Source organism: Streptomyces sp. UF-297 (genome assembly GCF_058245575.1).
Window position 1 is genome coordinate 11,606 of sequence record NZ_JBSIBZ010000068.1, and the last position, 24,737, is coordinate 36,342.

Genomic DNA, 24,737 nt, shown 5'->3' on the forward strand with positions numbered 1-24,737 from the left:
ACGGCCTGGCCAGCCTACCGCCGGGCCGCGCCCCGGGCGCGGCCCGGCGGTGGCCGGTCGAGGCATCCTCAGGCGCGGACCACGGCCAGGACCTCGTCGCGCACGCGGGCCACGGTCTGGGCGTCGCGGGCCTCGACGTTCAGGCGCAGCAGCGGCTCGGTGTTGGAGGCGCGCAGGTTGAACCACCAGTCGGCGGCGGTGACGGTCAGCCCGTCCAGCTCGTCGATCTGCACGCCCTCGATGCCCTCGTACGCGGCCTTGATGGCGGCCAGGCGGCCGGCCTGGTCCCCGACGGTGGAGTTGATCTCGCCGGAGGCGGCGTAGCGGTCGTAGGAGGCCACGAGCTGGGACAGCGGGCCGTCCTGCTCGCCGAGGGCCGCCAGCACGTGCATCGCGGCGAGCATGCCGGTGTCGGCGTTCCAGAAGTCGCGGAAGTAGTAGTGCGCGGAGTGCTCGCCGCCGAAGATCGCGCCCGTCTTCGCCATCTCCTCCTTGATGAAGGAGTGGCCCACGCGGGTACGGACCGGGGTGCCGCCGTGCTCCTTGACGACCTCCGGCACCGACCAGGAGGTGATCAGGTTGTGGATGACCGTGCCGGAGCCGCCGTGCTTGGCCAGCTCCCGGGCCGCCACCAGGGCGGTGATGGCCGAGGGCGAGACCGGGTCGCCGTTCTCGTCCACGACGAAGCAGCGGTCCGCGTCGCCGTCGAAGGCCAGGCCCAGGTCGGCGCCGACCTCGCGGACCCGCTGCTGCAGATCCACGATGTTCTTCGGGTCCAGCGGGTTGGCCTCGTGGTGGGGGAACGTGCCGTCCAACTCGAAGTACATCGCGTCGAGTTCGATGGGCAGGCCCGCGAAGACGGTGGGGACGGTGTGGCCGCCCATGCCGTTGCCCGCGTCCACCACGACCTTGAGCGGACGGATGCCCGAGAGGTCCACCAGCGAGCGCAGGTGCGCGGCGTAGTCGCCCAGCACATCGCGCTGGGAGATCGTCCCGGCCGTGGCGGCGGGCTCGGGGGCGCCGGTGCGCGACCAGCCCTCCACCAGCTCGCGGATCTCGCCCAGGCCGGTGTCCTGGCCCACGGGGGCCGCGCCGGCCCGGCACATCTTGATGCCGTTGTACTGGGCGGGGTTGTGCGAGGCGGTGAACATCGCGCCCGGCAGCCCCAGCTGACCGCTGGCGAAGTACAGCTCGTCGGTCGAGCACAGTCCGATCTCGGTCACCGCCGCGCCCCGGGCGGCGGCGCCGCGCCCGAACGCCCGCGACAGTCCGGGCGAAGAGGGCCGCATGTCATGTCCGACCACGATCGCGTCCGCGCCCGTGACCTGGACGAACGCCGCACCGAACAGCTCGGCCAACGGCTCGTCCCACTGGTCGGGGACCACACCGCGCACGTCGTACGCCTTCACGATCTGCGACAGATCAGTCACAGCCAGCCCTCCTGGAGGTTATTACGGTGCCCCAAACCTACCCGTACGCATGGGCGGGGAGCCCCACGGCCACCGGGTGCGGCTCAGGGCAGCATCCAGCCGAGCACCGCCGTGCTCTGTCCGACCACGATCAGGCACATCACCAGCAGCAGCCCCAGGCTCCAGGGCAGGACCTTGCGCAGCAGGTCGCCCTCGCGGCCCGCCAGGCCGACCGCGGCGCAGGCGATGGTCAGATTCTGCGGCGAGATCATCTTGCCGAGCACGCCGCCGGAGCTGTTGGCGGCGGCGAGCAGTTCGGCGGAGAGGCCGGACTGCTGGGCCGCGGTGACCTGGAGGGCGCCGAAGAGGGCGTTGGCCGAGGTGTCCGAGCCGGAGACCGCGACGCCGAACCACCCCAGGACGGGCGAGAGGAAGGCCAGCCCGGCGCCCGCCGCGGCGACGAAGTGCCCGATGGTGGCGGCCTGTCCGGAGAGGTTCATGACGTAGGCCAGCGCCAGTACGGAGGTGACCGTCACGATGGCGTGGCGCAGCTCGTACACGGTCGTGGCCCATTCCCGCGCGGCCGTACGGGCGCCGAGGCCCAGCACCGCGACGGTGATCATGCCCGCCAGCAGCACCAGCGTCCCGCCGGTGGCGATCAGCGGCAGCGAGAAGGCATTGCCCGCGACCGGTCTGCCGTCCGGGCCCGCCACGTTCAACAAGGGCCAGTCGACGGTGCGGGTGGCGCCCGCCAGCAGGTCCTTGACGGGCGGTATCTGGGCGAGCGAGAAGATCACGATGATCAGGGCGTAGGGCGCATAGGCCCGCAGGACCTCCCGGCGCGGGTCTGCGGCGTCCAGGTCCTGGCTGCGTACGCCGGTCAGGACGGCGGCGCGCACCGGCTCCGCGGCCGGTCTGCGGGCGCCGGGCACCGCGACCAGCGCGGCGGCGCCGGCCAGCGCGGCCCCGATGTCTGCGAGCTGCGCGGAGAGGTAGTTGGAGGCCGCGAACTGGGCGGCGGCGAAGGCGAGTCCGCAGGCGAGCGCGGGCGCCCAGGTCTCGCGCAGCCCGCGCCTGCCGTCCACCAGCACCACCAGGACCAGGGGGACGACCAGGGCGAGCAGCGGGGTCTGCCGGCCCACGACCGAGGCGACGCTCTCCAGCGGCAGGCCGGTGACCTGGGCGAGCGTCACCACGGGGGATCCCATGGCGCCGAAGGCGACGGGGGCGGTGTTGGCGACCAGGGCGAGGACCGCCGCCTTGACGGGGTGGAAGCCGAGCGCGACGAGCATGACGGCGCTGACGGCGACCGGCGCCCCGAACCCGGCCAGGGCCTCCAGCAGCGCACCGAAGCAGAAGGCGATGACCAGGGCCTGGATGCGGGGGTCGGCGGAGAGGCGGGAGAAGGAGCGGCGCAGCACGTCGAAGTGGCGGGTGCGGACCGTCATCCGGTAGATCCACAGGGCGTTGACGACGATCCACAGGATCGGGAAGAGGCCGAAGAGCGCGCCCTGGGCGGCGCCGGAGAGGGCCTGCCCGAGCGGCATCGCGTACAGCAGCCAGGCGGTGGCCAGAGCGACGGCCAGGCCGATCGGGCCGGCGTGCTGGGCGCGCATGCGCACGGCGCCGAGCAGGACCAGGACGGTGACCAGGGGCAGTGCGGCGATCAGCGCGGACAAGGCGAGCGAGTCGGCTACGGGTTGCAGATCCTGTGTGAACACCTCGGACATACGGCCTCCCGGCGGCAAGCGGTGAGGCATGATCCGTTCCGCGCGGAGCGGGAGTCAATGCTGCGTCAGGAAGTGATCGCCGGGCGGGAACGGACGGCTGGTCAGGGCGCGTACGCCTGGTCCTGCGTCGGCCCGGGGGTCAGGAGTCCGGCGAGCGCAGCACCCGCAGATGGCCGCGGCGGGCGACCTCCATCGGGTCGGCCTCGCGGGGGCCCATCGCCTCCGGTCCCCCGCCGCCGCCCGCGGCGCGCTCCTGCGGCCGAGCGGCCTCGCGCACCGCGTTGGCGAGCGCTTCGAGGTCGTCGCTGTTGGGGCGGGCGGGTCCGGTGCCGGTGGCCAGGCGCACGACTTCCCAGCCGCGCGGGGCGGTCAGGCGCTCGGAGTGCTCGGCGCACAGGTCGTAGCAGTGGGGCTCGGCGTAGGTGGCGAGCGGCCCCAGGACCGCGGTCGAATCCGCGTAGACGTACGTCAGCGTTGCGACGGCGGGGCGGCCGCACGCAGTGCGCGAACAGCGACGTACAGGGCTCACGACGTTGGACGGTACCGCACTCTTGAGCGGGCCGCGACGACTCTCCCCGACCTCACCCAGCCGTGTCGTCCCGGTTCGTCCGATGCGTCTGACCTGCGCGCGCTCGGGCTGACCTGCACCGGGATCGCTTCGGAGCCCGTTGTGCGGGGATGGATCCCGTCATGAGTCGATGCAATTCATGTCAATCCAGATGCGATCTGCGATCTCATGAGTGTGTGCAAACGAACGCAACACACATCGGATCGATCAGTACGCGACATGCGCCGGGATCTGCCGCTCATGGTCCACGGGCGGGTGCGTCAGTCGCCGGAAAACCGCAGTCCCGGCTCCCGGGCGGCTACGCTCGATGCTGATGGACAACCCCGTACCGCCCCGCCCGACGGAGCCGCGACCACGCCACCGCGACCGCCACGGCCGCGGCATGCGCGGGCCGATCGCGCCGCCCCAGGTACCGCTCTCCGTCACCCGCGCCGACGCCTTCGTCGACCTGGTCTACGACTCCCGGGACCGTCTGGAGCGGCGCTGGCCGCAGCTGGCGGAGGTCGACTTCGCGGTCCAGGAGGTGCCCGGCCTCGGCGGCCAGGACGCGCCCGGCGAGGAGGAGGGCGTGCCGCTGGGCCGGCTGCTGCCCGCCTCCGACGGCCGCAGGGACCGCATCGTGGTCTACCGCCGCCCCATCGAGATCCGCACCAAGAGCCGCGAGGAACGCGCGTTCTTGGTGCACGAGGTCGTCGTCGAGCAGGTCGCCGAACTCCTCGGCCTCGCGCCGGAATCGGTGGACCCGCGCTACGGGCAGGACTGAGCCCGCCCGTACCGCGACAGCCCGCCGGCTCAGTCCGCCAGCAGTGACAGGTCCTGTCCGGCCGTGGGCACGCTCACGGTGCCCCGGTCGTCCGGCAGTGTCTGGACGGTGAAGGCGGGCACCCCGCCCTGCGGCAGCGCCAGCGTGCGCGCCGCGTACACCGGCCCGCCGCCCTCCTGCGGCTCGACGGTCAGCGCGTAGGAGCCCTTCAGGCCCTGCGGGACGGGCGGCTGGACGGCCAGGGTGGTGCCGCCCTTGACCGTGTAGGTCTTGCCGGCCGGGGTGCCGCCGCCGCTGCCCGCCGACGCGGTGACCTTGACCCGCACGTCCTTGCCCTTGTCCGGCGCGACGAGCGAGAGGGTGCTGCCCTTGTCGCGGTTGTCGGCGGCGGTGGCCCGCGTGCCGACCGGCCGGGTCGCCGGGATGAACGCCATCTCCTGCCGGCCGCCCTTGCCGCGGGTCACCCGCAGCGCCGCCGTGACGGGAGCCTTCGCGCCCGCGCCGTCACCTTCCTGGGTGAGCACCAGGGAGCCCGCCTCGCCCTTGGTGAGGTCCGCGAGGTCCACGGTGGTGGTCATGCCGCCCTTGACGTGCACGCTCTCCAGGCCGGCCGGGGTGATCAGGCCGTTGGGGGTGGCCAGTTGGACCTTCAGGTCGGCGTCCGCCTCGCCGGGCGCGACCGCGACCAGGCGTACGGAGGTGGCGTCGGCCGGGATGCCCGGCAGGACCAGGCGGGAGGCCGGGTCGGCCGCCGCGGGCAGCCAGTCGCCGCCGAGCTTGGCGTCCCTGGCCTGTACGGACGCGCCGACGCGGCCCTCGCGCACGGCCACGTGCAGCGCCAGTCCGTCCGTCGGTGCGCCGGTCAGCGTCGACAGCAGGACGGGGACGGTGGAGTGCGGCGGGACCTGGATGCCCTCGCCGGAGGAGGCCTTCAACGGGCCGTCCTTGCCGTGCAGTTCGAGGTCGACGACGGCGCCGGTGGCGTCCGGGTTGGTCAGGTGGACGTAGTCCTGGCGGTCCTTGGCGGTGCTGACGCCGGGGAACCAGAAGTCGGTGTCCGGGGGCGTGCAGGCCAGGCCCAGCAGACCGCGTCCGTCGCCCGCGGCGACGGCGGTGGTCTGCTGGACGCTCCAGCCGGGCGCGAGCCCTCCGTCGGCGGCGCCGATGAGCGCGGGGGCATCGGCGCGGTCCGTCGAGGCCGTGACCGGCTTGCCCGCCTGCGTCAGCGGCACGACCGGCTTTCCGCCCGGCCGCTGGGCCTTGGCGCCCTGCGCGGCGGCGGGCAGCAGCTCGGCGGTGCCCTCGCCGCCCTTGCCGCTCTTGCTTTCCGCGCCCTGGGAGTACGCCGGGGTGAAGGCGGTGTACGTCGTCTCGCCGACCGCCGAGGAGGTCGGCGCCGGGCACAGCAGCGCGGACCGCTGGACGGGCAGGCGGGCCGCGCCCTTGGCCGGGGTGCCGGAGGCGGCGCCGTCCGGGGCGGTGACGGCCGCGACACCGGTGACGGCGGCCAGCGCGAGCACCGCGCCGAGAAGGGAGTAGGCGGTGCGGTTCATCGGTCGCTCCCGTCGCGGCGGGGCTCGGACTGCGAGCCGTCGTACGGCTGTTGCTGGGGCGGGTGGGGGCTGTGGTGGTGCCCGTAGTCGTACGGGTCGTAGCGGCCGGTCCCGTACGGATCGGCCTGATAGGGGTCGGCGGCCGTGAACTCCTGTCCCTGTCCGCCGTGTTGGCCCTGCTGCTCCGGGATTCCGTACTGCTGCTGCCCGTACTGCTGGGGGGACTGCTGCTCGTAGGGCGTCCCGTACGGGCCGCCGTGCTGCGTGCCCTGCTGGTAGGGGTCGGCGGCGGCGCCACCGGTCCCGGCGTCCGTCCCGTAGGGCTGCTGCCACTGCTCGTAGGACTGCTGCTGGGGCACGGCGGCGTACGGGTCGGCGTTCACCGCCTCCTGCGCGGGGCGGGCGGCCGGCACCTGCGGCTGCTCGGCCTCCGGTGCGGCCGGGGCGCCCTGTCCGCTCTGTGCGGCCTGTGCGGCGCGCAGCCTGCGGGCCCGGCGCCCCTCCCCCGCCACCGGCTGCGCGGGCACCGCGGCGACGCCCTCCTCGGGCAGGTCGTCGTCGATCTCCCGGCGGCGGCCCGGCAGCGCGAGCACCACCAGGACCACCGCGAGCAGGCCCTGGGCCCACAGCCAGGCGGTACGGGCCGCCGGGCCCTGGTGCGTGAGGTCCAGCCGGCCGCCGGCCGCGGGGAGTTCGAAGCCCTGCGCCCAGCCGTCCAGGGTGACGGGCTTGAGCGGCTTGCCGTCCAGGGTGGCCTGCCAGCCCGCGTCGGCCGCGTCCGCCACCCGCAGCACGCGCCCGTCGGGGCCGTTGGGCAGGTCGGTGTGCGCCTCGACGGGCCCGGCCGCCACCGCGACGGGCGCCGCGGCCCGGCCCGAGCGCGTACCGTCCTTGGTCTGTCCCGCGGTGATGGAGACGCGGGAGACCCGCTGGTCCACCCGCCACAGGGCGCTGCCGTCCTCCTGGCTGAGCCGGGTCAGGCCCGGGGTGGCGTCCAGGACCCGGCCCATCGAGCGCGGCGCCCCGTCGCGTACGAGCACATAGCGGACCGCGTAGCCGCCGAGCTGGCTGGTCTGGTCGGCGCCGGAGCCCGCGACGAGGTTGGCGACGATGCCGCCCAGGCGCCGGTCCTCGCCCGCCTCCGCGGCCAGGTCGGCGTCTCCCGTGCGGGCGCCGGAGCCACGGACCAGGGTGTAGCCGACGCGCCCGTCCGAGCCGTCCAGGACCAGGGTGCGGGGCCGGTCGACGGAGTCGGAGTCGGCCGCCACGAACGCCGGGACGCGCACCGGGTCGCGCCGCTCCAGCGGCCCGTCGGCGCCACCGGCCATCCAGCTGACGGCCGCGTACAGCGGGGCCAGCGCGGCGGCCAGCGCGATCAGCACCGCGACCGGCTGCTTCCAGCCGAAGCCCAGGGTGGCCATGCGGGTACGGATGCCCTCGGCGCCGATCGCCGCGGCGCACAGCAGCGCGAGCCCGTACAGCAGGGCCGCCGGGCCCGCCCAGTCCGAGCCGTTGGACAGCGCCGCGAACAGCAGCGCGACCAGCGCCACCGCCCAGGCGGTCCGGATCGCGAACTGCCTGCCGTCGCGCAGCGTCGCGGCGAGCGCCGCCAGCACGAAGCCGAGCAGCAGCACACCGCCCGCGCCCTGCGGGCCGCCCGGGCTGAGCCCCAGCAGGTCCAGCGCGGAGGCCCGGCCGGAGCCGAGGCCGAGTCCGGCCTGACGGAAGAAGCGCCCGGGGTGCGCGAGCAGCGACAGCGACCAGGGGGCGAGCACGATCATCGGGGAGAGGACGACGGCCGCGAAGCGCAGCCCGTACGACAGCAGCAGCGGGCGGCTGCCGTCCAGGGCGCGCAGCACCAGCAGGCCCAGGCCCAGCACCACGGCCAGCGGCCACACCACGGGGGTGAAGGCGGTGGTGAAGGTGAGCAGCAGCGCGTAGGTCCAGGTGGCGCGCCAGGTGGGCTTGGTGCCCCGCGCGGCGCGCAGTCCGCTCGCGGCGATCGCGGCGCGGGCCATCAGCGGCAGCAGGACGGCGAGGACGGCGGTGCCGATACGGCCGGTGGCCAGCGCTCCGGTGGCGGCGGGCAGGAAGGCGTACGCGACGCTCACCCAGGCCCGCAGCAGCCGGGACTCCACCAGCGGGCGGGAGGCGAAGTAGGCGGTGAGCCCGGCCAGCGGCACCGAGCAGACCAGCAGGAGGGTGACCGCGAGGCCGGTGCTGCCGAACAGCAGGGTCGCCACCAGCGCCAGCAGCGCCAGGTAGGGCGGTGCGGAGGCGGTGGTGCCCACCCCGACCGCGTGCCAGTCGTCCAGGTAGGCCGACCACAGGTCGGACACCGAGCCGGGCACCGGCAGCAGGGCGCCGCCGGCCAGCGCGCCCGGGGACAGCAGCGCGCGGCAGGCGATCAGCGAGACGAGCAGCAGCAGGGCGAAGAGCACCGGCGCGGGCTTGCGGGCGATCCGCTTGAGCCGCGCGAACTGCTCGACCTCCAGGAAGTCGGCGTCGTCGCCGCCGGGCCCGGACTCCACGGCGCCGTGCCGCCCGGCCGAGGCGCTCTCCGGCGCGGAGTCGCCCGAGAGGTGGGAGGCGAGCTGCTCGACGGTGGCGCGTACGGTCGCTCCGGGCGGCGGGAAGAGCGGCCGCAGCTCGCTCGCCGCCACCGCGGGGCGGCCCCTCTTCTTGCGCGCCGCCAGGATCCTGCCCGGCCGCAACAGCGTCCCGAAGAGCCCGGCCGTCTCGTCCAGCGCCTGGCCCGGCGCCTTGCCCAGCAGGTAGGCCAGTACGCGCAGGACGGTGCCCACCAGGAGCCTGAGCAGGACGTAGGGCAGCAGCGGGCCGCGCGTGTTGGCGAGCAGGGTGTAGACCGCGCCCGCCTTGTCCACGCGGTGGGGGGAAATGCCGCGCCGCGCGAAGCGCGTCCTTGAGGGGTGGCGGTCGGGCGACGGGCGGGCCGAGCGACCCACGCAGTCGATGGGGCGCCGTTCGCGCGCGGCGGCCTCGGCGTGCCGCAGCACCGCGTCCGGCGCGATCAGCACCTGGTGGCCCGCCGCCTGGGCGCGCCAGCACAGGTCCACGTCGTCGCGCATCAGCGGCAGCCTGCGGTCGAAGCCGCCCAACTGCTCGTACACATCGCGCCTGATGAGCATGCCGGCGCTGGAGACGGACAGGACGGGGCGGATCTGGTCGTGCTGGCCCTGGTCCTGCTCGCGCCGGTCCAGGCCGGTCCAACGGCGGCCGCTGCGCGCGATGCTGACGCCGGTTTCGAGCAGCTGGCGCCTGTCGTACCAGCTGCGCAGCTTGGGCCCGAGGATGACGGCGGACGGGCTCGCGTCGGCGACCCGCAGCAGTTCGGCGAGGGCGTCCGGCTCGGGCGCGCAGTCGTCGTGCAGCAGCCACAGCCACTGCACGGGCTCGCCGTGCGGGAGTTCGGGCATGTCGTAGGCCTCGTCGCGCCAGGTGCGGCTGACGGGGTCCCAGCCGCTGGGGCGCTTGAGGTAGGGCAGGTCCTCCGGGGTGAGGACACCGGCGCTGCGCACCGCCTCGTCGACGGCCGTGCCGAAGCCGGAGCGGCGGGCGAGGTGCAGCACCCGCTGGTCGCCGAGGGCTTCGGCGACCAGCCGGGCGGAGTCGTCCGCGCTGCCGGTGTCGGCGCCGACGGCGCTCTGCACCGGGCGCTCCTGGCCGAGCAGTCCGGCGAGGGCGTCGGGCAGCCAGCGGGCGCCGTCGTGGGAGACGATCACGGCGGTGACGACGTGCCGCGGGAACTCTGGTGTGTCGGCTGCGTATGAGGCGGCCTGGGCCGCCGACTGGCTGTGCACGGACATCGAGGTACGGGCCCTCCGGGACCGGGGGTGGGGCCCGCGGCCGGAGCCGCTGTGAGCCGGTGCCCCCGGAAGACGCTGCGTTTACGGACTCCGGTGGACGCGCGCGCCCCTTGGGGGTGTTGGTGCGTCCCGGACGGGGCCCCACACTAATGGTTCGCGCAGCGCCGCAGACCGGCTCCGCACACAGCACTCCGCCCCCGGCGGGCACGATGCCGGGGGCGGAGCGTTGTCTATAGGCGGAGATGTACCGCTCTGTCATATGGCCCTGTCGTACGGGCCGGTGTGCACGGGCTTGTATGTGCGGGTATGGACGGGACCGGGGTGACGGGCATTGCGTACGGGACCGCCGTCCCGTCAGACCGCCGCCTTCTTCAGCCGGCGCCGCTCGCGCTCGGACAGACCGCCCCAGATTCCGAAGCGTTCGTCGTTGGCGAGGGCATATTCGAGACATTCGGAGCGGACCTCGCACGCGAGGCAGACCTTCTTGGCCTCGCGGGTGGAGCCGCCCTTCTCCGGGAAGAAGGATTCGGGGTCGGTCTGGGCGCACAGTGCGCGCTCCTGCCAGCCGAGCTCCTCGTCCGCCTCTTCGACCAGCAATTCCTGGAACAGCTCGGTCATGTGCGCCCCTCGTCTGTCTTTGCGTCCCCGTGATGTAGCCGTGACCTGTGACGGCTGAACGACACGAGTGAAATTACAAGTGTGCCGATCCGGGCCAGTCAAGCCGAGATCTGCTATTGGGCCCCTTATTCACTCTGCGGAACCAAGGGTATGCGGAAAGTGTTCAAATCGGCAAAAACCAGGACACTTCATTGACCGCACCTCCCGCGCACCTCCCGTCACATCTCCTCGGTAAGCAAGGACGTGACGAACGACGCTGCCGTTGCACCCCTCCCGGCGAAGCGGTCCGGATCACAGTCCGGTCACAGGACCACAACGACGTTTGGGCTCACGGTTGCCAGGCGACTTCTCCCGCCCCTGGGTGCACAAACCTTTCGCCGGACACGGTAACCGGATGAGGTGAAACATTTGGCCCAAAACCGGCATCCGGTTGACAGCCTCGTGCCGCCTCCGGTCTCCTTGAACACATGCCAGTGACCTCCGCGCGCCACCTGACCCGTGCCTACGGGTCTCTCTGCGCTGCCCAGGCCCGCTGTCGCTGTTCGAGCTGTTGAAGCCACTGAGCTCCAGCTTTCTTCTGTCGCACCACCCCGCACCATCCCCGCGCCGCCTCCGCGACCGCGCGCAGTGGCGCACCCCTTCTGCGTAACTCCAGCTCTTCAGCCGAGGACCTTCCGCACATGAACAGCGACGTCCAGATCGCCGGCGACCCGCTCGCCATCCCGCACCTCCTGCCGCCCGTCCCCGCCCACCCCTCCACCGTCGCCGGGTTCGCCGGGCTGGCCCGCAGGATCGCCGCCGACCGCGCCGCGTGGGCGCCCCTGGTCCGCTACGACGCCACCACCCGCTGGTACCACCGGCTGCGCACCGGGCCCGGCTACGAGGTCTGGCTGCTGAGCTGGGTGCCGGGGCAGGGCAGCGGGTCGCACGACCACGGCCGCTCCTCGGGCGTACTGACCGTCCTGGAGGGCGAGTTGAGCGAGCGCACGCCCGGCGGGCACCGCACTCTGGCCGCGGGGGCGCAGCGGGTCTTCGCGCCCGGCTACGTCCACGAGGTGGTCAACGACGCGCTGACGCCCGCCGTCAGCCTGCACGTCTACTTCCCCGGCCTGACCAACATGCCGATGCACCCCGGCCAGGAGTCCGAACCGGCCGTCGGCGAGACGGCCGCCGCCCGGCTCCTGGCCCCCTGACGCGCCGTCGCGGACCCCTGACATCCTGGGGCCATGCGCATTGTGGTCTTGGCCGGCGGTATCGGCGGCGCCCGCTTCCTGCGGGGTCTGAAAGCAGCGGCTCCCCACGCGGACATCACGGTCATCGGGAACACCGGTGACGACATCCACCTGTTCGGGCTGAAGGTCTGTCCCGATCTGGACACCGTGATGTACACGCTCGGCGGGGGTATCAACGAGGAGCAGGGCTGGGGGCGTACGGACGAGACCTTCCAGGTGAAGGCGGAGCTGGCCGCGTACGGCGTGGGGCCAAAGTGGTTCGGGCTCGGGGACCGGGACTTCGCCACCCACATCGTCCGTACGCAGATGCTCGGCGCCGGTTTCCCGCTCAGCGCGGTGACCGAGGCGCTGTGCGCGCGCTGGGAGCCCGGGGTGCGGCTGCTGCCGATGTCGGACGACCGCGTGGAGACGCATGTGGCCGTCGAGATGGACGGCGAGCGCAAGGCGATCCACTTCCAGGAGTACTGGGTCAAGCTGCGCGCCTCGGTGGACGCGCAGGCCGTGGTGCCGGTCGGCGCCGAGGAGGCCAGGCCAGCGCCCGGCGTGCTGGAGGCCATAGCGGAGGCGGACGTGGTGCTCTTCCCGCCGTCCAACCCCGTGGTCAGCGTCGGCACGATCCTGGCGGTGCCGGGCATCCGGGAGGCCATCGCGAAGGCACAGGTGCCCGTGGTCGGGCTCTCGCCGATCGTCGGGGACGCGCCGGTGCGCGGCATGGCGGACAAGGTGCTGGCGGCGGTGGGCGTCCAGGCCACGGCCGCGGCGGTGGCCGAGCACTACGGCAGCGAGCTGCTGGGCGGCTGGCTGGTGGACTCCGTGGACGCGGCGTGCGTGGAGCGCGTCGAGGCGGCGGGCATCCGCTGCCGGGCCGTACCGCTGATGATGACGGACCTGGAGGCCACGGCGGCCATGGCACGCGAGGCCCTCGCGCTCGCCGAGGAGGTCCGCGCATGACGGGCGTGCCCTCCTACGAGGTCTGGGCGCTGCCCGGCATCCCCGAGGTGCGGGCGGGCGACGACCTGGCCAAGCTGATCGCCGCGGCGGTGACGGGCGAGGACGTGCCCCAACTGGCCGACGGGGACGTCCTGTTGGTGACATCGAAGATCGTCAGCAAGGCCGAGGGCCGTATCGTGCGGGCCACCGACCGGGAGGCCGCGATCGACGCGGAGACCGTGCGGGTGGTGGCGCGCCGCGGGACGCTGCGGATCGTGGAGAACCGGCAGGGCCTGGTCATGGCCGCGGCCGGCGTCGATGCCTCCAACACCCCTGCCGGGACGGTGCTGTTGCTGCCCGAGGACGCGGACGCCTCGGCGCGCGCGATCCGCGCCGGGCTGCGGGACGCGCTCGGCGTGGACGTCGGCGTCGTGGTCACCGACACCTTCGGGCGGCCCTGGCGCAGCGGGCTGACCGATGTCGCCATCGGCGCGGCGGGCGTGCGGGTGCTGGAGGATCTGCGCGGCGGCACGGACGCGTACGGCAATGCGCTGAGCGCGACGGTGGTGGCCACCGCCGACGAGCTGGCCGCGGCGGGCGACCTGGTCAAGGGCAAGTCCGGCGGGCTGCCGGTCGCGGTGGTGCGCGGGCTGCCCGGCGTGGTGACCTCCGCACGACCGGACACGGGAGCACGGGAGATGGTGCGCGTGGCGGCGGACGACATGTTCCGGCTGGGGACCTCCGAGGCCGTACGGGAAGCGGTGACGCTGCGGCGTACGGTCCGGGAGTTCACCGACGAGCCGGTGGACGGCGGGGCGGTACGGCGCGCGGTCGCGGCGGCGGTGACCGCGCCGGCGCCGCACCACACCACGCCGTGGCGGTTCGTCCTGCTGGAGAGCCAGGAGTCGCGCACCCGGCTGCTGGACGCGATGCGCCAGGCGTGGATCGCGGATCTGCGCGGCGACGGCTTCAGCGAGGAGTCCATCGCCAAGCGGGTGCGGCGCGGCGATGTGCTGCGCAAGGCTCCGTATCTGGCGGTGCCGTGCCTGGTGATGGACGGCTCGCACACCTACCCGGACGCGCGGCGCAACGCGGCGGAGCGGGAGATGTTCGTGGTGGCGAACGGCGCGGGCATCCAGAACTTCCTGGTCGCACTGGCCGGGGAGCGGCTGGGCTCCGCCTGGATCTCGTCGACGATGTTCTGCCGCGACGTGGTGCGAGACGTCCTCGGGCTGCCCGAGGGCTGGGATCCGATGGGGGCGGTGGCCATCGGCCACCCGGCCGCCGACCCGCGGCCCCGGCCGTCGCGGCCGGGGGACGACTTCGTCGTGGTGCGCTGACGCTCCGCTGCGGGCGGGTGGTCCGTCGGCTGCGGGCCGTCGGTGGCCGGTCGCGCGGGTCCCCGCGTCCCTTAAAGGCGCGCGATGTCGCCCACCGGGAATCTCGGGGCGCGGCGGGGCGGGGTGCGGCCCGAGAGGAGGACGAGGCGGGCGGCGCGGTGGCGCTGGCCCCCGTACGGCGCGAGGAGGTCGAGCATCTGGGCGTCGGTGCCGTCCCGGCGCCCGGTGAGGGCGTAGCCGACGATGCGCGGGAGGTGCAGGTCGCCGACCGTGATGGCGTCGGGGGCGCCGTTGGAGCGCTGGAGGGTCTCGGCGGCGGTCCAGGGGCCGATGCCCTGGACCGCCTGGAGGCGGCGCAGGGCGTCGCCCAGGTCCATGTGCGCGGCCTCTTCGAGGCGGTGGGCGACGCGGGCGGCCCGCACGATGGCGTCGGAGCGCTTGGCGTCCACGCCCGCGCGGTGCCACTCCCAGGACGGGATCAGTGCCCAGCCGCGCGGCTCGGGCATCACCCGCATCCGCTCGCGCGGGCCGGGCGCGGGCTCGCCGTGCCGCTGGAGCAGCAGGCGCCAGGCCCGGTAGGCCTCGTCGCTGGTGACCTTCTGCTCCAGGATCGCCGGGACCAGCGACTCCAGCACCAGTCCCGTGCGCGCCAGCCGCAGGCCGGGGTGGCGGCGGCGCGCCTCGTGCACGATGCGGTGCCGGGGGGTGAGGGCGTCGGGCCGGTCCGACTCCCCCAGCAGGACGGGGAGTTGGTCGAGCATCCACTGGGCGCCGGGGCCCCAGGCCTGGGCCTGGACGGTGCCCTGCGCCCGCAGCGCCTCGATCCGCAGCGTCGCGGGGCCCTGGGGGGTGCGGCTCGCTCGCCAGACGGCGCCGCCGTCCACCGCGAAGGCGGGGTCGCCGGGCCCGCGCTGCAGGACGCACAGGGTGCGGTGCAGGTCGTACGGGCCGGGTGGGGCCCAGGTGCGGGTTGGGGCGACTGGCATGGGGCCAGGGTAGGTCCTCCCACTGACAGCCGAAGTCCTCGCAGGTCACGGTCTGGATCGCCGTTGTTCTCACGGCGGGGCGGGCGGTCGCGGCTCAGGCGTCCGAGGAGAAGCGGACCGCGGCGGCGGGGATGGTGGTGTTGCACCAGATGCGGATGCCGTCGCGCAGCTCGTTGTCGGGGCCGATGGTGGCTCCGTCGCCGATGACTGCGCCCTCCAGGACCGTACGGGCGCCGATGCGGGCTCCGGCGCCGATGAGGGAGTCGTGGACGCGGGCGCCGGGTTCGACGACGGCGTCGTCCAGGACCGTGCTGCCGTCCACCCGGGCTCCGGCGCCGATGCGGGCGCGGGCGCCGATGACGCTGCCGCCGGTGATCTTCGCGTCGGCGGCCACGTCGGCGCTGGGCAGGACGAGGCGGTCGCCGCAGCGGCCGGGCACGGCCGGGGAGGGGGCGCGGCCCAGGACCAGGTCGGCGGAGCCGCGTACGAAGGCGTGCGGGGTGCCCAGGTCCAGCCAGTACGTGGAGTCGACCATGCCCTGGAGGTGGGCGCCGGAGGCGAGGAGGCCGGGGAAGGTCTCGCGCTCGACGGAGACCGGGCGGCCGGTGGGGATGGTGTCGATGACCGAGCGGTTGAAGACGTAGGCGCCGGCGTTGATCTGGTCGGTGACGATCTCCTCGGGCGTCTGCGGCTTCTCCAGGAAGGCGGTGACGCGGCCGGTGGGGTCGGTGGGGACCAGGCCGTAGGCGCGGGGGTCCTCGACACGGGTGAGGTGCAGGCAGACATCGGCGCCGGTGGTGCGGTGGGTGCGGATGAGGGCCTCGATGTCCAGGCCGGTGAGGATGTCGCCGTTGAAGATCAGGACGGGGTCGTCCGGTCCCGAATGCAACCGGTGCGCGACGTTGCGTATGGCGCCGCCGGTGCCCAGCGGCTCCTCTTCGGTGACGTACTCCAGGTGCAGGCCGAGGGCGGAGCCGTCGCCGAAGTGGGGCTCGAAGACCTCGGCGAGGTAGGACGTGGCGAGCACGATGTGGGTGACACCGGCGGCCCGGGCGCGGGCCAGCTGGTGGGTGAGGAAGGGGACGCCGGCCGCCGGGACCATGGGCTTGGGCGTGTGCACCGTCAGTGGGCGCAGCCGGGTGCCCTTGCCGCCGACCAGGAGGATCGCTTCAGTCACCTTGTCTTCTCTGCTTCCTGCTGGGGTCGGCCGGATCGGCGGACCAGTCTAGGCAGATGCCGTCGAACGGACTTTCAGCGGCCCTGGAGGTGGGCCGAGGTGCTGCGGGCGGCGTCGAGCTTGCGGTAGAGGCGGCCTCCGGGGCACTCGGTGTTGAAGCCGTCCCGGTGTCCCGAAATGACGTTCATCCTGACTTTGGCGCCCTTCTCGAAGCGGTTTCCGCCCGCGGAGACCAGGTGGGTGGTGCCGCGCGGGTCGGCGCCGTACAGACCGAGCTTCCAGGCCGCCAGCCGGGCCACCGCGTCCACGGCGGGCCGGGGCGGATTTGCGTTCACGAACGTTCCGAGGACAGCGATGCCCATGCTGTTGGAGTTGAAACCGAGCGTGTGCGCGCCCATCACGGGCTTGGCGACGCCGCCGGCCCGGCCTTCGTAGACCGTTCCGCACTTGTCGACGAGGAAGTTGTAGCCGACATCCCGCCAGCCCCAGCTCTTGACGTGGTAGCGGTAAATACTGCGGATGACCGAGGGCGCCTGTCGGCAGCTGTAGTTGTTGCCGGAGTCGGTGTGGTGGACGAAGGCGGCCTGGACGGTCTGGGTGTAGGCGAAGTCCTTCTCGCGCAGCTTCTCGTCGGCGCCCCAGCCCGCCCGGGTCACGATCCGCGGGCGCGGCCCGACGAAGGGGCGCGCGGTGGTGCCACGGCTCCCGTCGTAGGCGGCCATCGCGTCGGCCTCGGAGGCGGCCTTGTCCAGGGCCGGGATCTCGGTGGCGCCCAGCGGTGCGAGCTGCGCGTTGACGGCGGAACTGGCCGCGGAACCGGGGGTGGTGAGGGACAGCGGCACCCCGGAGGGGACCGGGCGGGCGCGCCGCGGGGAGCCCGGGTCCGGCTCGGCGGGCTGCTCGCCGGGGTCGACGAGCTCCAGGCGCAGGCCGCCGGGCAGGGCGGTGGCGGCGCGGCGGCCGCTCTCGGGGGTGATGCGCAGCTGTACGCCGTCGCTGTCGCCGACCCACAGGGGCGCGGTACCGCCGCGTACGGGGCGGCCCGCGCGCTCGGCGGTGCCGGGGTCGGGGGCGTCGTCGCTGTGCGCGTCGAGGTCCTGCCAGGCGGACCAGGTGGTGGTGCCGGTGGCGCGGGTGCGGGCCTGGACGCGGCCGTGCAGTGCGGCGCCCGCGTCGTCCCAGACGACGCCCAGGAGCGAGAAGGGCTTGACGTCCTGGGCGGGCAGCCCCTGAGCGGCGGGGCCCGCGGCGCCCATCGCGCGGTCGCTGCTCCTGAGGGGAGCCAGCGGCAGGGACTGGGTGCTGCCCGGGAGCTCGGCGAGGGGAGCGGGGAGGGGAGCGGCAGCCGCGGGGACGGTGTCGGCCGCCCCGGCCGGCAGCGCGAGCGGCAGAGCGAGGGCGGCGGTGCACGCGACGCCGAGAGAAGTCGTGAGGAAGGCACGCATGGAGAAAATCGTGGGCATGACCGGACAGAATCCGCCATTTGTGATCTGACGGACTGTCGGTCGAAACGCCCGGATTCCCGGGCCGCCGCTCCCCCGCCCGGGCCGCCCGCCACCCCTCGCGCGCGTACTGTGGCGGGCGTGGACGCCACCAAATACACCCCCGCCGACCTGCTGCGATCCGCGCTCGCCGCGGACCCCGCCCGCCCTCTTGTGACCTTCTACGACGACGCCACCGGTGAGCGCGTCGAACTCTCCGTGGCCACCTTCGCCAATTGGGTGGCGAAGACCGCCAATTACCTCCAGGGAGACCTCGCCGCCGAGCCCGGCGACCGCCTGGCGCTGCTGCTGCCCGCGCACTGGCAGAGCGCGGTGTGGCTGCTGGCCTGCTCCGAGGTGGGCGTGCTGGCGGACGTCGGCGGCGACGCGGCGGCGGCCGATCTCGTCGTCAGCGGCCCCGACACCCTGGAGCGGGCCGGGGCCTGCTCCGGCGAGCGGGTGGCGCTGGCGCTGCGCCCGATGGGCGGCCGGTTCCCGCAGCCGCCGCAGGGCTTCGCCGACTACGCGGTCGAGGTGCCGAGCCAGGGCGACCGCTTCGCGCCGTACGCGCCGGTGGACCCGGACGCCCCCGCGCTGGCCGTCGGCGGTCTGGAGCTGAGTGGCACCCAGGCCGTGGAGCGCGCCCGGGCCGATGCGCGCGAGCGCGGGCTGGGGCCCGGCTCGCGGCTGCTGAGCGCGCTGGCGTACGACTCCTGGGAGGGGCTGTCGGCGGGGCTGCTGGCGCCGCTGGCGGCCGGCGGCTCGGTCGTACTGTGCCGCAACATCGGCCAGTTGGCGGCGGACGGGCTCGCCCGGCGCCAGGAGAGCGAGAAGGTCACGCACACGCTGGTCTGACGCTCCTCCCCCGTCCGGCGGACGGTCCGCCCGTCAGGGCGGGCCCCGCCGCCCCGCGCGGGCCATGATCTTGGGGTACGTACAACCATGCGCGGGGTTTGCACGTCTGCCTGTTCGACCGGAGGCCCCCGCGCGGATGCGAGGCCGACTCCGTGAGGGATGGACGCATACGTGACCGACAGCCCGGAGACGCCCGCCGAGCCACCAGGTGCCGGCGAGGACGGCGCACCGCCCCAGGAAGCCGACGCCGAGAAGGCCGCCGCCGAAGAAGCCGGCGCGGCGACGGCGGAAGCCGCCGGTGACGGCGACGCGGCCGAGGAGCCCGCGCGCCGGCGCGGCTGGCTGCGCTGGGCCGCCCTGGGAGTCTCCGCGCTGGTGCTGGCCGCCGCCGGTACGGGCTGGGCGCTCTACCAGCATCTCGACGGCAACATCCGGACCGACGCCGCCACCCAGAACGAGCTGGAGCTCTACGAGGCCCAGCGGCCCGCGGCCGGGCCCACCGACGCGGCCAATATCCTCCTGATCGGCTCGGACAACCGCGGCGCGGGCAACGGCAAATACGGCAAGGACAGCGGCACCCAGCGCTCGGACACCACGATCCTGCTGCACCTGGCGGCGGACCGGAAGAGCGCCACCGCCGTCAGCATCCCGCGCGATCTGATGGTGGAGGTCCCCGGCTGCAAGCGCTCCGACGGGAAGCCGATCCCGCCCCAACGCATGCAGTTCAACTGGGCGTTCGAGTTCGCGGGCGCCGCCTGCACGATCCGTACGGTCGAGAAGATGACCGGCATCCGCATCGACCACCACATGATCGTGGACTTCACCGGCTTCAAGAAGATGGTGGACGCGGTCGACGGCGTGGAGGTCTGCCTTCCGCAGGCCATCGACGACGACGACGCGCATCTGGTGCTGCCGGCCGGCCGCCAGGTGCTGCGCGGCGAGGCCGCGCTGGGTTACGTACGCGCCCGCAAGAGCCTGGGCAATGGCAGCGACACACAGCGGATGGAGCGTCAGCAACGGTTTCTCGGTGCCCTGGTGAAGAAAGTGCAAAGCAATGGTGTGCTGCTCAATCCCGGGCGGCTGTATCCGCTGCTGGACGCCGCGACGAGTTCACTCACCACGGACTCAGGACTGGCGTCTCTGCGAGGGCTGTACGAATTGGTACGTGGTATGCGCAGCATTCCGACCGACAAAGTGCAGTTCCTGACCGTGCCACGGCAGGCGTACCGCTATGACGCCAATCGCGACGAGCTGGTACAGCCGGACGCGGACCGGCTGTTCAAGCGGCTGCGCAAGGACCGGCCCCTCTCGGTGCGCCCCGCGCCCAGCAACGTACAACGGGACCCCGACAACACCGCGGAGTACGACGACCCGGCGAACGACCCGGGGAACGGCGATGCGCACGACGACGGCGCGGGGCCGGCTCCGGCCAGCCCCACGCCCACGTTCCGGGGAACCACCGCGGACCGCGGGATCTGCCAATGAAAGACGCTAAAGGCACCCTCGGCGATTCGAAAGGACTCGAATGGATTGGGCAGATTGCCCAGTTGTAGGGGAGTGGAATTTGTCACGGGCGTCGCTCGACGCTGAACTGGGCGGATAGTGTGAGCGCTCCGGTCCGCAAGACCAGGCTGGCCGTTTTCACAGCAGTGCACTATCGACCGAACGAGCGCCTTTAGAGGGAGGCGCTGCGTGGCACCGACGGAGGACTCAAGGCACCGTGGACGCGCAAGGCCGTGGGCGGGCGGGCGACATCGACCCCGCCGATCAGTGGGTGTTCGATCCGAACACCGGCAGCTACGAGCTGCGGCTGGACCCTGCCGGGGCACCGGCGAACCAGCCCGCCGCCCGCAAGGACCCCGCGTCCAGACGCGCTCCGGGCGGCCCGGGGCACCCGCCGCCGACCGCGCTGCCCCCGCAGGACACCGACACCCGCGAGCTGCCCGCCCAGCGCGACCGCCGCTCTGCGAACCGCTCGGCGAATCGCTCGGTGAACCGCCCCGACAGCCGCTCGGCGCCGCCGGCCGGTCCCGCCAGCCGCCGCAAGCCCAAGCCGAAGAAGTCGGGCAAGAAGAAGGCGCTGTACTGGACCGGCGGGGTCATGGGCTTTGTGCTCGTCGCGGGCTGCGGCGGCGCGTTCTTCGTCTACCAGCACCTCAACGGCAACATCTCCAAGGTGGACGTCGGGATAGAGAACGCGGCGGTCACCGACGGCCCGGTCAACATCCTGATCATCGGAACGGACGCCCGCGAGGGCAAGGGCAACCAGGGGTACGGCGACACGGGCAGCGTCGGCCACGCCGACACCACGATCCTGATGCACGTCTCCGAGGACCGCTCCAACGCGACCGCGCTGAGCATCCCCCGGGACATGATCACCGACATCCCGTCCTGCCCGACCAAGCAGGAGGACGGCTCCGAGAAGCTCATCCCCGGGCAGTCGGGCGTGCGCTTCAACACCAGCCTGGGCCAGGAGGGCCGGGACCCGGGCTGCACCTGGCGCACCGTGGAGAAGCTGACCGGGCTGAAGATCAATCACTTCATGATGGCCGACTTCAACGCGGTCAAGGAGCTGTCCACCGCGGTGGGCGGGGTCGAGGTGTGCGCGGCCAAGCCGATCAACGACCCCAAGTCGCATCTGCAGCTCCCGGCGGGCAAGAGCGTCGTCCAGGGCGAGCAGGCGCTGGCGTTCGTACGGACCCGGCACAGCGTCGGCTACGGCAGCGACCTGAGCCGTATCGAGCTGCAGCAGCAGTTCCTCAGCTCGATGATCCGCAAGATGAAGTCCAGCGACACCCTCTCCAACCCCGCCAAGCTGTGGTCGCTGAGCAACGCGGCGACCAAGGCGCTGACGGTGGACACCGGCATCGGCAGCGCGGGCAAGCTGATGGACCTGGCCAAGGACCTCCAGCGGGTGGACGTCAAGAACGTCACCTTCGCGACCGTGCCCGTCCTGGACAACCCCCACGACAAGGCCACCGTCATCCTCGACAAGGCCAAGGCCGAGCCGCTGTTCAAGATGGTCCAGCAGGACAACTCGCTGTCCAAGAAGAAGGGCAAGGGGAAGAAGAAGGAGAGCAAGCCCGTCGCCAAGGCCCCGGCCGACAAGGTCAGGGTCGATGTCTCCAACGGCGGCGGCCCGCTGGGCGCCGCGCAGGAGACCGTGGACTGGCTCCAGAACTCCAAGGGCGCCAAGCTGTCCACCAACAGCGGCAACGCCCCCACGAAGCTGAAGACGACGCGCCTGGAGTACGCCCCCAACCAGGCCGACCAGGCGGCGGCCCTGGCCGAGTGGATGGGGCTGCCCAAGCAGGCGCTGAAGAAGACCACGGCAGACGCCGGTCCCAAGGTCCCGATGAAGCTCATTCTGGGCAAGGACTTCCAGGGCGCGGGGCAGCCGGTGGAGGCACCGACCGAGACCCCTGAAGGGGTACAGAACGTCAACGCGGACGACAAGAACGTGTGTGCCAAATGAGGTGGAAGCGAGCGGCCGCCGGGTGATCCGGCGGCCGCCCCGCCGGGCCGCCGGGCGCACCACCGACTGACGGGGAGAGCCGATGCGGCCGAGCAGGACGCGTCTTGAGAACTCCGGACCGCCCTCGGGCGAGGGCGGTCAGCGCGTACGGGAGCCGGCCGGCCACGGGGGCGGGCACCGCCGCGGCGGCCACCGGCGGCGGCGCAAGGGCCGGCGGATACTGCGCTGGGCGGCCATCACCCTGGCCGTACTGATACTCGGCACGGCAGGTGCCGGATATCTCTACTACCAGCACCTGAACTCCAACCTCCGCAAGGAGGAACGGGATCTGGGCCCCGGCGGGCTGCGCCGGCCCGACCCCAACGCCTTCGGCCAGCGGCCGCTGAACATCCTGCTGCTGGGCTCGGACGGCCGTAACAGCGAGAAGAACATCGAACTCGGCGGCGCCCGGCGGGACGCGGACCGCAAGCCGCTGGCGGATGTGCAGATGCTGCTGCACGTCTCGGCCGACCGCTCCAACATGTCGGTCCTCTCCGTCCCGCGCGACACCCGGGTGACCATCCCCCGGTGCACCGACCCCGACGACGGCACGGTCTATCCGCAGACCACCGCCGCCATCAACACCTCGCTGCAGCACGGCGGTCCGGGCTGCACGCTGGCCACCTGGCAGGCGCTGACCGGCGTCTACATCGACCACTTCATGATGGTCGACTTCGCGGGCGTGGTGGACATGGCGGACGCCGTCGGCGGGGTGCCCGTATGCGTGGACAAGAACATCTACTCGCACGGCCGCAAGGGACACGGCAGCGGGCTGCGGCTGACCGCGGGCACCCACTCCGTCAAGGGCGTACAGGCCCTGCAGTGGCTGCGCACCCGCTACGGCTTCGAGGACAACACCGACATCGGGCGGGCCAAGGCCCAGCACATGTACATGAATTCGATGGTGCGGCAGCTCAAGGCGGGGACCAAGCTGACCGACCCGGGCAAGCTGCGGGCGCTGGCCGAGGCGGCGACCAAGGCGCTGACGGTCGACAAGGGGCTGGGCTCGGTCAAGAAGCTCTTCGACCTGGGCGGCGATCTGCAGCGGGTGCCGACCGGGCGCATCACGATGGTCACCATGCCGTGGGTGTACGGGCCGGGCGAGCGCTACGTACTGCCCCGGCCCGGCGACGCGGAGCGCACCTTCGCGCTGCTACGGGACGACCGGGCGCTGGACGGCAAGGACGCGGGCGGGAAGAAGAAGCAGCCCGCGCCCGACCCGAAGCCGTCAACGGCCAAGCAGGAGCTGGCCGTTGTCGTGCAGAACGGCACCGGCAGCACGCTGCGGCGGCCGGTCCCCGGGCGGGCGGGACAGCTCCGCGAGGTGCTCGGCGCACTCGGCTACACGGCGGCGCGCGCGGACACGGCGCTCGTCGCACAGGCCGACACCACCCTCACCTACCCGAGCGCGCGGCAGCGGGGCGACGCGCTCGCGCTGGCCCGGGCCCTGGGCATCCCCAGGAGCGCGGTGAAGGAGTCGAGTCCGTCCAGCGGGATCCGGCTGGTGGTCGGCGGCGACTGGCGTACGGGGACGCGCTACCCCGAGCCGGCGGGCGGCCCGAAGGAGTCCGCCGACAAGGCGCCGGACAGCGCGGGCGCGCTCAACGGCGAGGACAAGAAGGCCTGTATGAAGGTGAACCGGGCCTATACCTGGTGAGTGCTCTGCTGCACCGCGGGGCGGCGGCTGGCGATGACCTTCCTGGCCAGCGAGCGCGGGCTGGTCAGGAAGCCGAAGCCCCAGGACATGTGCATGGTGGCCAGGGCGACGGGGATCTGCGCGCGGGCCTTCAGCGGCAGGCCCTTGCCCGCGGGGACGGAGCCCGCGGCGATGGCCGCGAGGTACCCGGCGGGAACGACGAAGCCCCAGGGGGTGACGGCCGCGCCGACCACCACGCCCGCAGCGATCGCGCACAGCGCGGTCGGCGGCGCGAGATAGCGCAGGTTGATCGAGCCGGAGTGGTAGCGCGCGACGACGTGCCGCCAGCGGCCGTAGTCCTTGTACTGCTTGGCCAGCGCGCGCACGCTCGGCCGCGGGCGGTACTGCACCTTCAGCTCGGGCGAGAACCAGATCAGCCCGCCGGCCTCGCGGATGCGGAAGTTCAGCTCCCAGTCCTGGGCGCGGATGAACTCCTCGTTGTAGCCGCCCTGTTGCTCCAGCGCCTCGCGCCGGAAGACCCCGAGGTAGACCGTCTCGGCCGGGCCCGCCTCGCCGCCGGTGTGGAAGGCGGCGTTGCCCACGCCGATCCTGGAGGTCATGGCGGCCGCGACCGCGTCCTCCCAGGCGTTCTCGCCCTCGGCGTGCATGATGCCGCCGACGTTCTGCGCGCCGGTCTCCTCCAAGAGGCGCACGGCGGTGGCGATGTAGTCCGGCGAGAGCATGCCGTGGCCGTCCACGCGCACCACCACGGGGTGCCGGGAAGCCTTGATCGCGGCGTTCAGCGCGGCGGGCGTACGGCCCGTGGGGTTGGGCACCGTGTGGACCCGGGGGTCCTCGGCGACCAGCTCGGCGGCGATCTCGTCCGTACGGTCCGTGGAGGGGCCCAGCGCGATCACCACCTCCATCTCGCCGGCGTACTCCTGCTGGAGGATGTGCCGGACCGAGTTGCGCAGATGGCGTTCCTCATTGAGCACCGGCATGATCACGGAGACGGCCGGGAGCTGCTGCGGGGGCATGGCGTTCATCAAGGGCACGTTACCGCGTACGGGGGACAGCGGCCGACGGCAGCCGGGTGGCCCTGGGCCCGGCGCCCGGCG

18 protein-coding genes are annotated in these 24,737 nt (G+C 73.2%); 8 read left to right on the forward strand and 10 right to left on the reverse strand.

Going from position 1 to position 24,737, the window contains the following annotated elements; all coding sequences use genetic code 11:
• Positions 1–68: 68 nt before the first annotated feature.
• The 3 genes from AC4IJH_RS30590 to AC4IJH_RS30600 all read right to left on the reverse strand — a co-directional run bounded on the left by AC4IJH_RS30590 (position 69) and on the right by AC4IJH_RS30600 (position 3,728).
• Positions 69–1,430: a phosphomannomutase/phosphoglucomutase gene (locus tag AC4IJH_RS30590; protein WP_490855161.1), complete on the reverse strand. Its 1,362-nt coding sequence runs from the start codon at positions 1,428–1,430 to the stop codon at positions 69–71.
• A gap of 83 nt (positions 1,431–1,513) precedes the next feature.
• Positions 1,514–3,139 carry an L-lactate permease gene (locus AC4IJH_RS30595; protein ID WP_490855162.1) on the reverse strand — a complete coding sequence of 542 codons (1,626 nt, stop codon included), beginning with the start codon at positions 3,137–3,139 and terminating at the stop codon, positions 1,514–1,516.
• A gap of 139 nt (positions 3,140–3,278) precedes the next feature.
• On the reverse strand, positions 3,279–3,728 hold the full coding sequence (locus AC4IJH_RS30600; RefSeq protein WP_490855196.1) for a DUF3499 domain-containing protein: 450 nt from the start codon (positions 3,726–3,728) through the stop codon (positions 3,279–3,281).
• Between the two features lie 292 nt (positions 3,729–4,020).
• Here AC4IJH_RS30600 and AC4IJH_RS30605 point away from each other — a divergent pair, with 292 nt between their 5' ends.
• Positions 4,021–4,470, forward strand: coding sequence for a metallopeptidase family protein (locus AC4IJH_RS30605; protein WP_490855163.1), 450 nt, complete (start codon positions 4,021–4,023; stop codon positions 4,468–4,470).
• 29 nt (positions 4,471–4,499) lie between these two features.
• On the opposite strand, the gene AC4IJH_RS30610 is transcribed toward AC4IJH_RS30605, so the two are convergent.
• From AC4IJH_RS30610 to AC4IJH_RS30620, 3 genes are all read right to left on the reverse strand, one after another.
• A complete protein-coding gene (locus AC4IJH_RS30610; RefSeq protein ID WP_490855164.1) occupies positions 4,500–6,023 on the reverse strand; it encodes a DUF5719 family protein in 1,524 nt (507 codons plus the stop codon).
• The gene (locus tag AC4IJH_RS30615; protein WP_490855165.1) at positions 6,020–9,850 is read right to left on the reverse strand and encodes a glycosyltransferase family 2 protein; all 3,831 of its coding nucleotides are present in this window, start codon (positions 9,848–9,850) and stop codon (positions 6,020–6,022) included. Before AC4IJH_RS30615 ends, AC4IJH_RS30610 begins: the two co-directional genes overlap by 4 nt.
• Before the next feature lie 354 nt (positions 9,851–10,204).
• Positions 10,205–10,468: a WhiB family transcriptional regulator gene (locus tag AC4IJH_RS30620; RefSeq protein WP_003983763.1), complete on the reverse strand. Its 264-nt coding sequence runs from the start codon at positions 10,466–10,468 to the stop codon at positions 10,205–10,207.
• Between the two features lie 680 nt (positions 10,469–11,148).
• Between AC4IJH_RS30620 and AC4IJH_RS30625 the strand changes: the two genes are divergently transcribed.
• Genes AC4IJH_RS30625 through AC4IJH_RS30635 form a run of 3 tightly spaced genes read left to right on the forward strand, consistent with a single transcriptional unit; the run spans position 11,149 to position 13,970 of the window.
• Positions 11,149–11,661 (forward strand): cysteine dioxygenase, encoded by a 513-nt coding sequence (locus AC4IJH_RS30625; protein ID WP_490855166.1) that lies wholly within the window; start codon positions 11,149–11,151, stop codon positions 11,659–11,661.
• A gap of 33 nt (positions 11,662–11,694) precedes the next feature.
• The gene (gene cofD, locus AC4IJH_RS30630; RefSeq protein WP_490855167.1) at positions 11,695–12,651 is read left to right on the forward strand and encodes a 2-phospho-L-lactate transferase; all 957 of its coding nucleotides are present in this window, start codon (positions 11,695–11,697) and stop codon (positions 12,649–12,651) included.
• Positions 12,648–13,970 carry a coenzyme F420-0:L-glutamate ligase gene (locus AC4IJH_RS30635; protein WP_490855168.1) on the forward strand — a complete coding sequence of 441 codons (1,323 nt, stop codon included), beginning with the start codon at positions 12,648–12,650 and terminating at the stop codon, positions 13,968–13,970. Before cofD ends, AC4IJH_RS30635 begins: the two co-directional genes overlap by 4 nt.
• A gap of 71 nt (positions 13,971–14,041) precedes the next feature.
• Here the strand turns inward: AC4IJH_RS30635 and AC4IJH_RS30640 are convergent, their stop codons facing one another.
• From AC4IJH_RS30640 to AC4IJH_RS30650, 3 genes are all read right to left on the reverse strand, one after another.
• Entirely contained in the window at positions 14,042–14,956 is a 915-nt protein-coding gene (locus tag AC4IJH_RS30640) for a DNA-3-methyladenine glycosylase family protein (RefSeq protein ID WP_490855169.1), read from the reverse strand.
• A gap of 94 nt (positions 14,957–15,050) precedes the next feature.
• Positions 15,051–16,133: a mannose-1-phosphate guanylyltransferase gene (manB, locus tag AC4IJH_RS30645; protein ID WP_490855170.1), complete on the reverse strand. Its 1,083-nt coding sequence runs from the start codon at positions 16,131–16,133 to the stop codon at positions 15,051–15,053.
• 74 nt (positions 16,134–16,207) lie between these two features.
• Entirely contained in the window at positions 16,208–17,578 is a 1,371-nt protein-coding gene (locus tag AC4IJH_RS30650; protein WP_490855171.1) for a peptidoglycan recognition protein family protein, read from the reverse strand.
• A 138-nt stretch (positions 17,579–17,716) separates the two neighbouring features.
• Between AC4IJH_RS30650 and AC4IJH_RS30655 the strand changes: the two genes are divergently transcribed.
• From AC4IJH_RS30655 to AC4IJH_RS30670, 4 genes are all read left to right on the forward strand, one after another.
• Positions 17,717–18,469, forward strand: coding sequence for a TIGR03089 family protein (locus AC4IJH_RS30655; protein WP_490855172.1), 753 nt, complete (start codon positions 17,717–17,719; stop codon positions 18,467–18,469).
• A gap of 159 nt (positions 18,470–18,628) precedes the next feature.
• On the forward strand, positions 18,629–19,954 hold the full coding sequence (locus tag AC4IJH_RS30660; RefSeq protein WP_490855173.1) for an LCP family protein: 1,326 nt from the start codon (positions 18,629–18,631) through the stop codon (positions 19,952–19,954).
• A 235-nt stretch (positions 19,955–20,189) separates the two neighbouring features.
• The gene (locus AC4IJH_RS30665) at positions 20,190–21,944 is read left to right on the forward strand and encodes an LCP family protein (protein WP_490855174.1); all 1,755 of its coding nucleotides are present in this window, start codon (positions 20,190–20,192) and stop codon (positions 21,942–21,944) included.
• A gap of 82 nt (positions 21,945–22,026) precedes the next feature.
• Positions 22,027–23,640 (forward strand): LCP family protein, encoded by a 1,614-nt coding sequence (locus tag AC4IJH_RS30670; protein WP_490855175.1) that lies wholly within the window; start codon positions 22,027–22,029, stop codon positions 23,638–23,640.
• On the opposite strand, the gene AC4IJH_RS30675 is transcribed toward AC4IJH_RS30670, so the two are convergent.
• On the reverse strand, positions 23,628–24,656 hold the full coding sequence (locus AC4IJH_RS30675) for a glycosyltransferase family 2 protein (protein ID WP_490855197.1): 1,029 nt from the start codon (positions 24,654–24,656) through the stop codon (positions 23,628–23,630). The genes AC4IJH_RS30670 and AC4IJH_RS30675 overlap by 13 nt on opposite strands.
• Positions 24,657–24,737: the final 81 nt, after the last annotated feature.

Coding starts and splice junctions, on each gene's coding strand:
- AC4IJH_RS30605 (WP_490855163.1), top strand. CDS start 4,021: ATGGACAACCCCGTACCGCCCCGCCCGACGGAGCCGCGACCACGCCAC.
- cofD (WP_490855167.1), top strand. CDS start 11,695: ATGCGCATTGTGGTCTTGGCCGGCGGTATCGGCGGCGCCCGCTTCCTG.
- AC4IJH_RS30635 (WP_490855168.1), top strand. CDS start 12,648: ATGACGGGCGTGCCCTCCTACGAGGTCTGGGCGCTGCCCGGCATCCCC.
- AC4IJH_RS30620 (WP_003983763.1), bottom strand. CDS start 10,468: ATGACCGAGCTGTTCCAGGAATTGCTGGTCGAAGAGGCGGACGAGGAG.
- AC4IJH_RS30660 (WP_490855173.1), top strand. CDS start 18,629: ATGGACGCATACGTGACCGACAGCCCGGAGACGCCCGCCGAGCCACCA.
- AC4IJH_RS30650 (WP_490855171.1), bottom strand. CDS start 17,578: ATGCGTGCCTTCCTCACGACTTCTCTCGGCGTCGCGTGCACCGCCGCC.
- AC4IJH_RS30670 (WP_490855175.1), top strand. CDS start 22,027: ATGCGGCCGAGCAGGACGCGTCTTGAGAACTCCGGACCGCCCTCGGGC.
- AC4IJH_RS30615 (WP_490855165.1), bottom strand. CDS start 9,850: ATGTCCGTGCACAGCCAGTCGGCGGCCCAGGCCGCCTCATACGCAGCC.
- AC4IJH_RS30675 (WP_490855197.1), bottom strand. CDS start 24,656: ATGCCCCCGCAGCAGCTCCCGGCCGTCTCCGTGATCATGCCGGTGCTC.
- AC4IJH_RS30640 (WP_490855169.1), bottom strand. CDS start 14,956: ATGCCAGTCGCCCCAACCCGCACCTGGGCCCCACCCGGCCCGTACGAC.
- AC4IJH_RS30595 (WP_490855162.1), bottom strand. CDS start 3,139: ATGTCCGAGGTGTTCACACAGGATCTGCAACCCGTAGCCGACTCGCTC.
- AC4IJH_RS30610 (WP_490855164.1), bottom strand. CDS start 6,023: ATGAACCGCACCGCCTACTCCCTTCTCGGCGCGGTGCTCGCGCTGGCC.
- AC4IJH_RS30625 (WP_490855166.1), top strand. CDS start 11,149: ATGAACAGCGACGTCCAGATCGCCGGCGACCCGCTCGCCATCCCGCAC.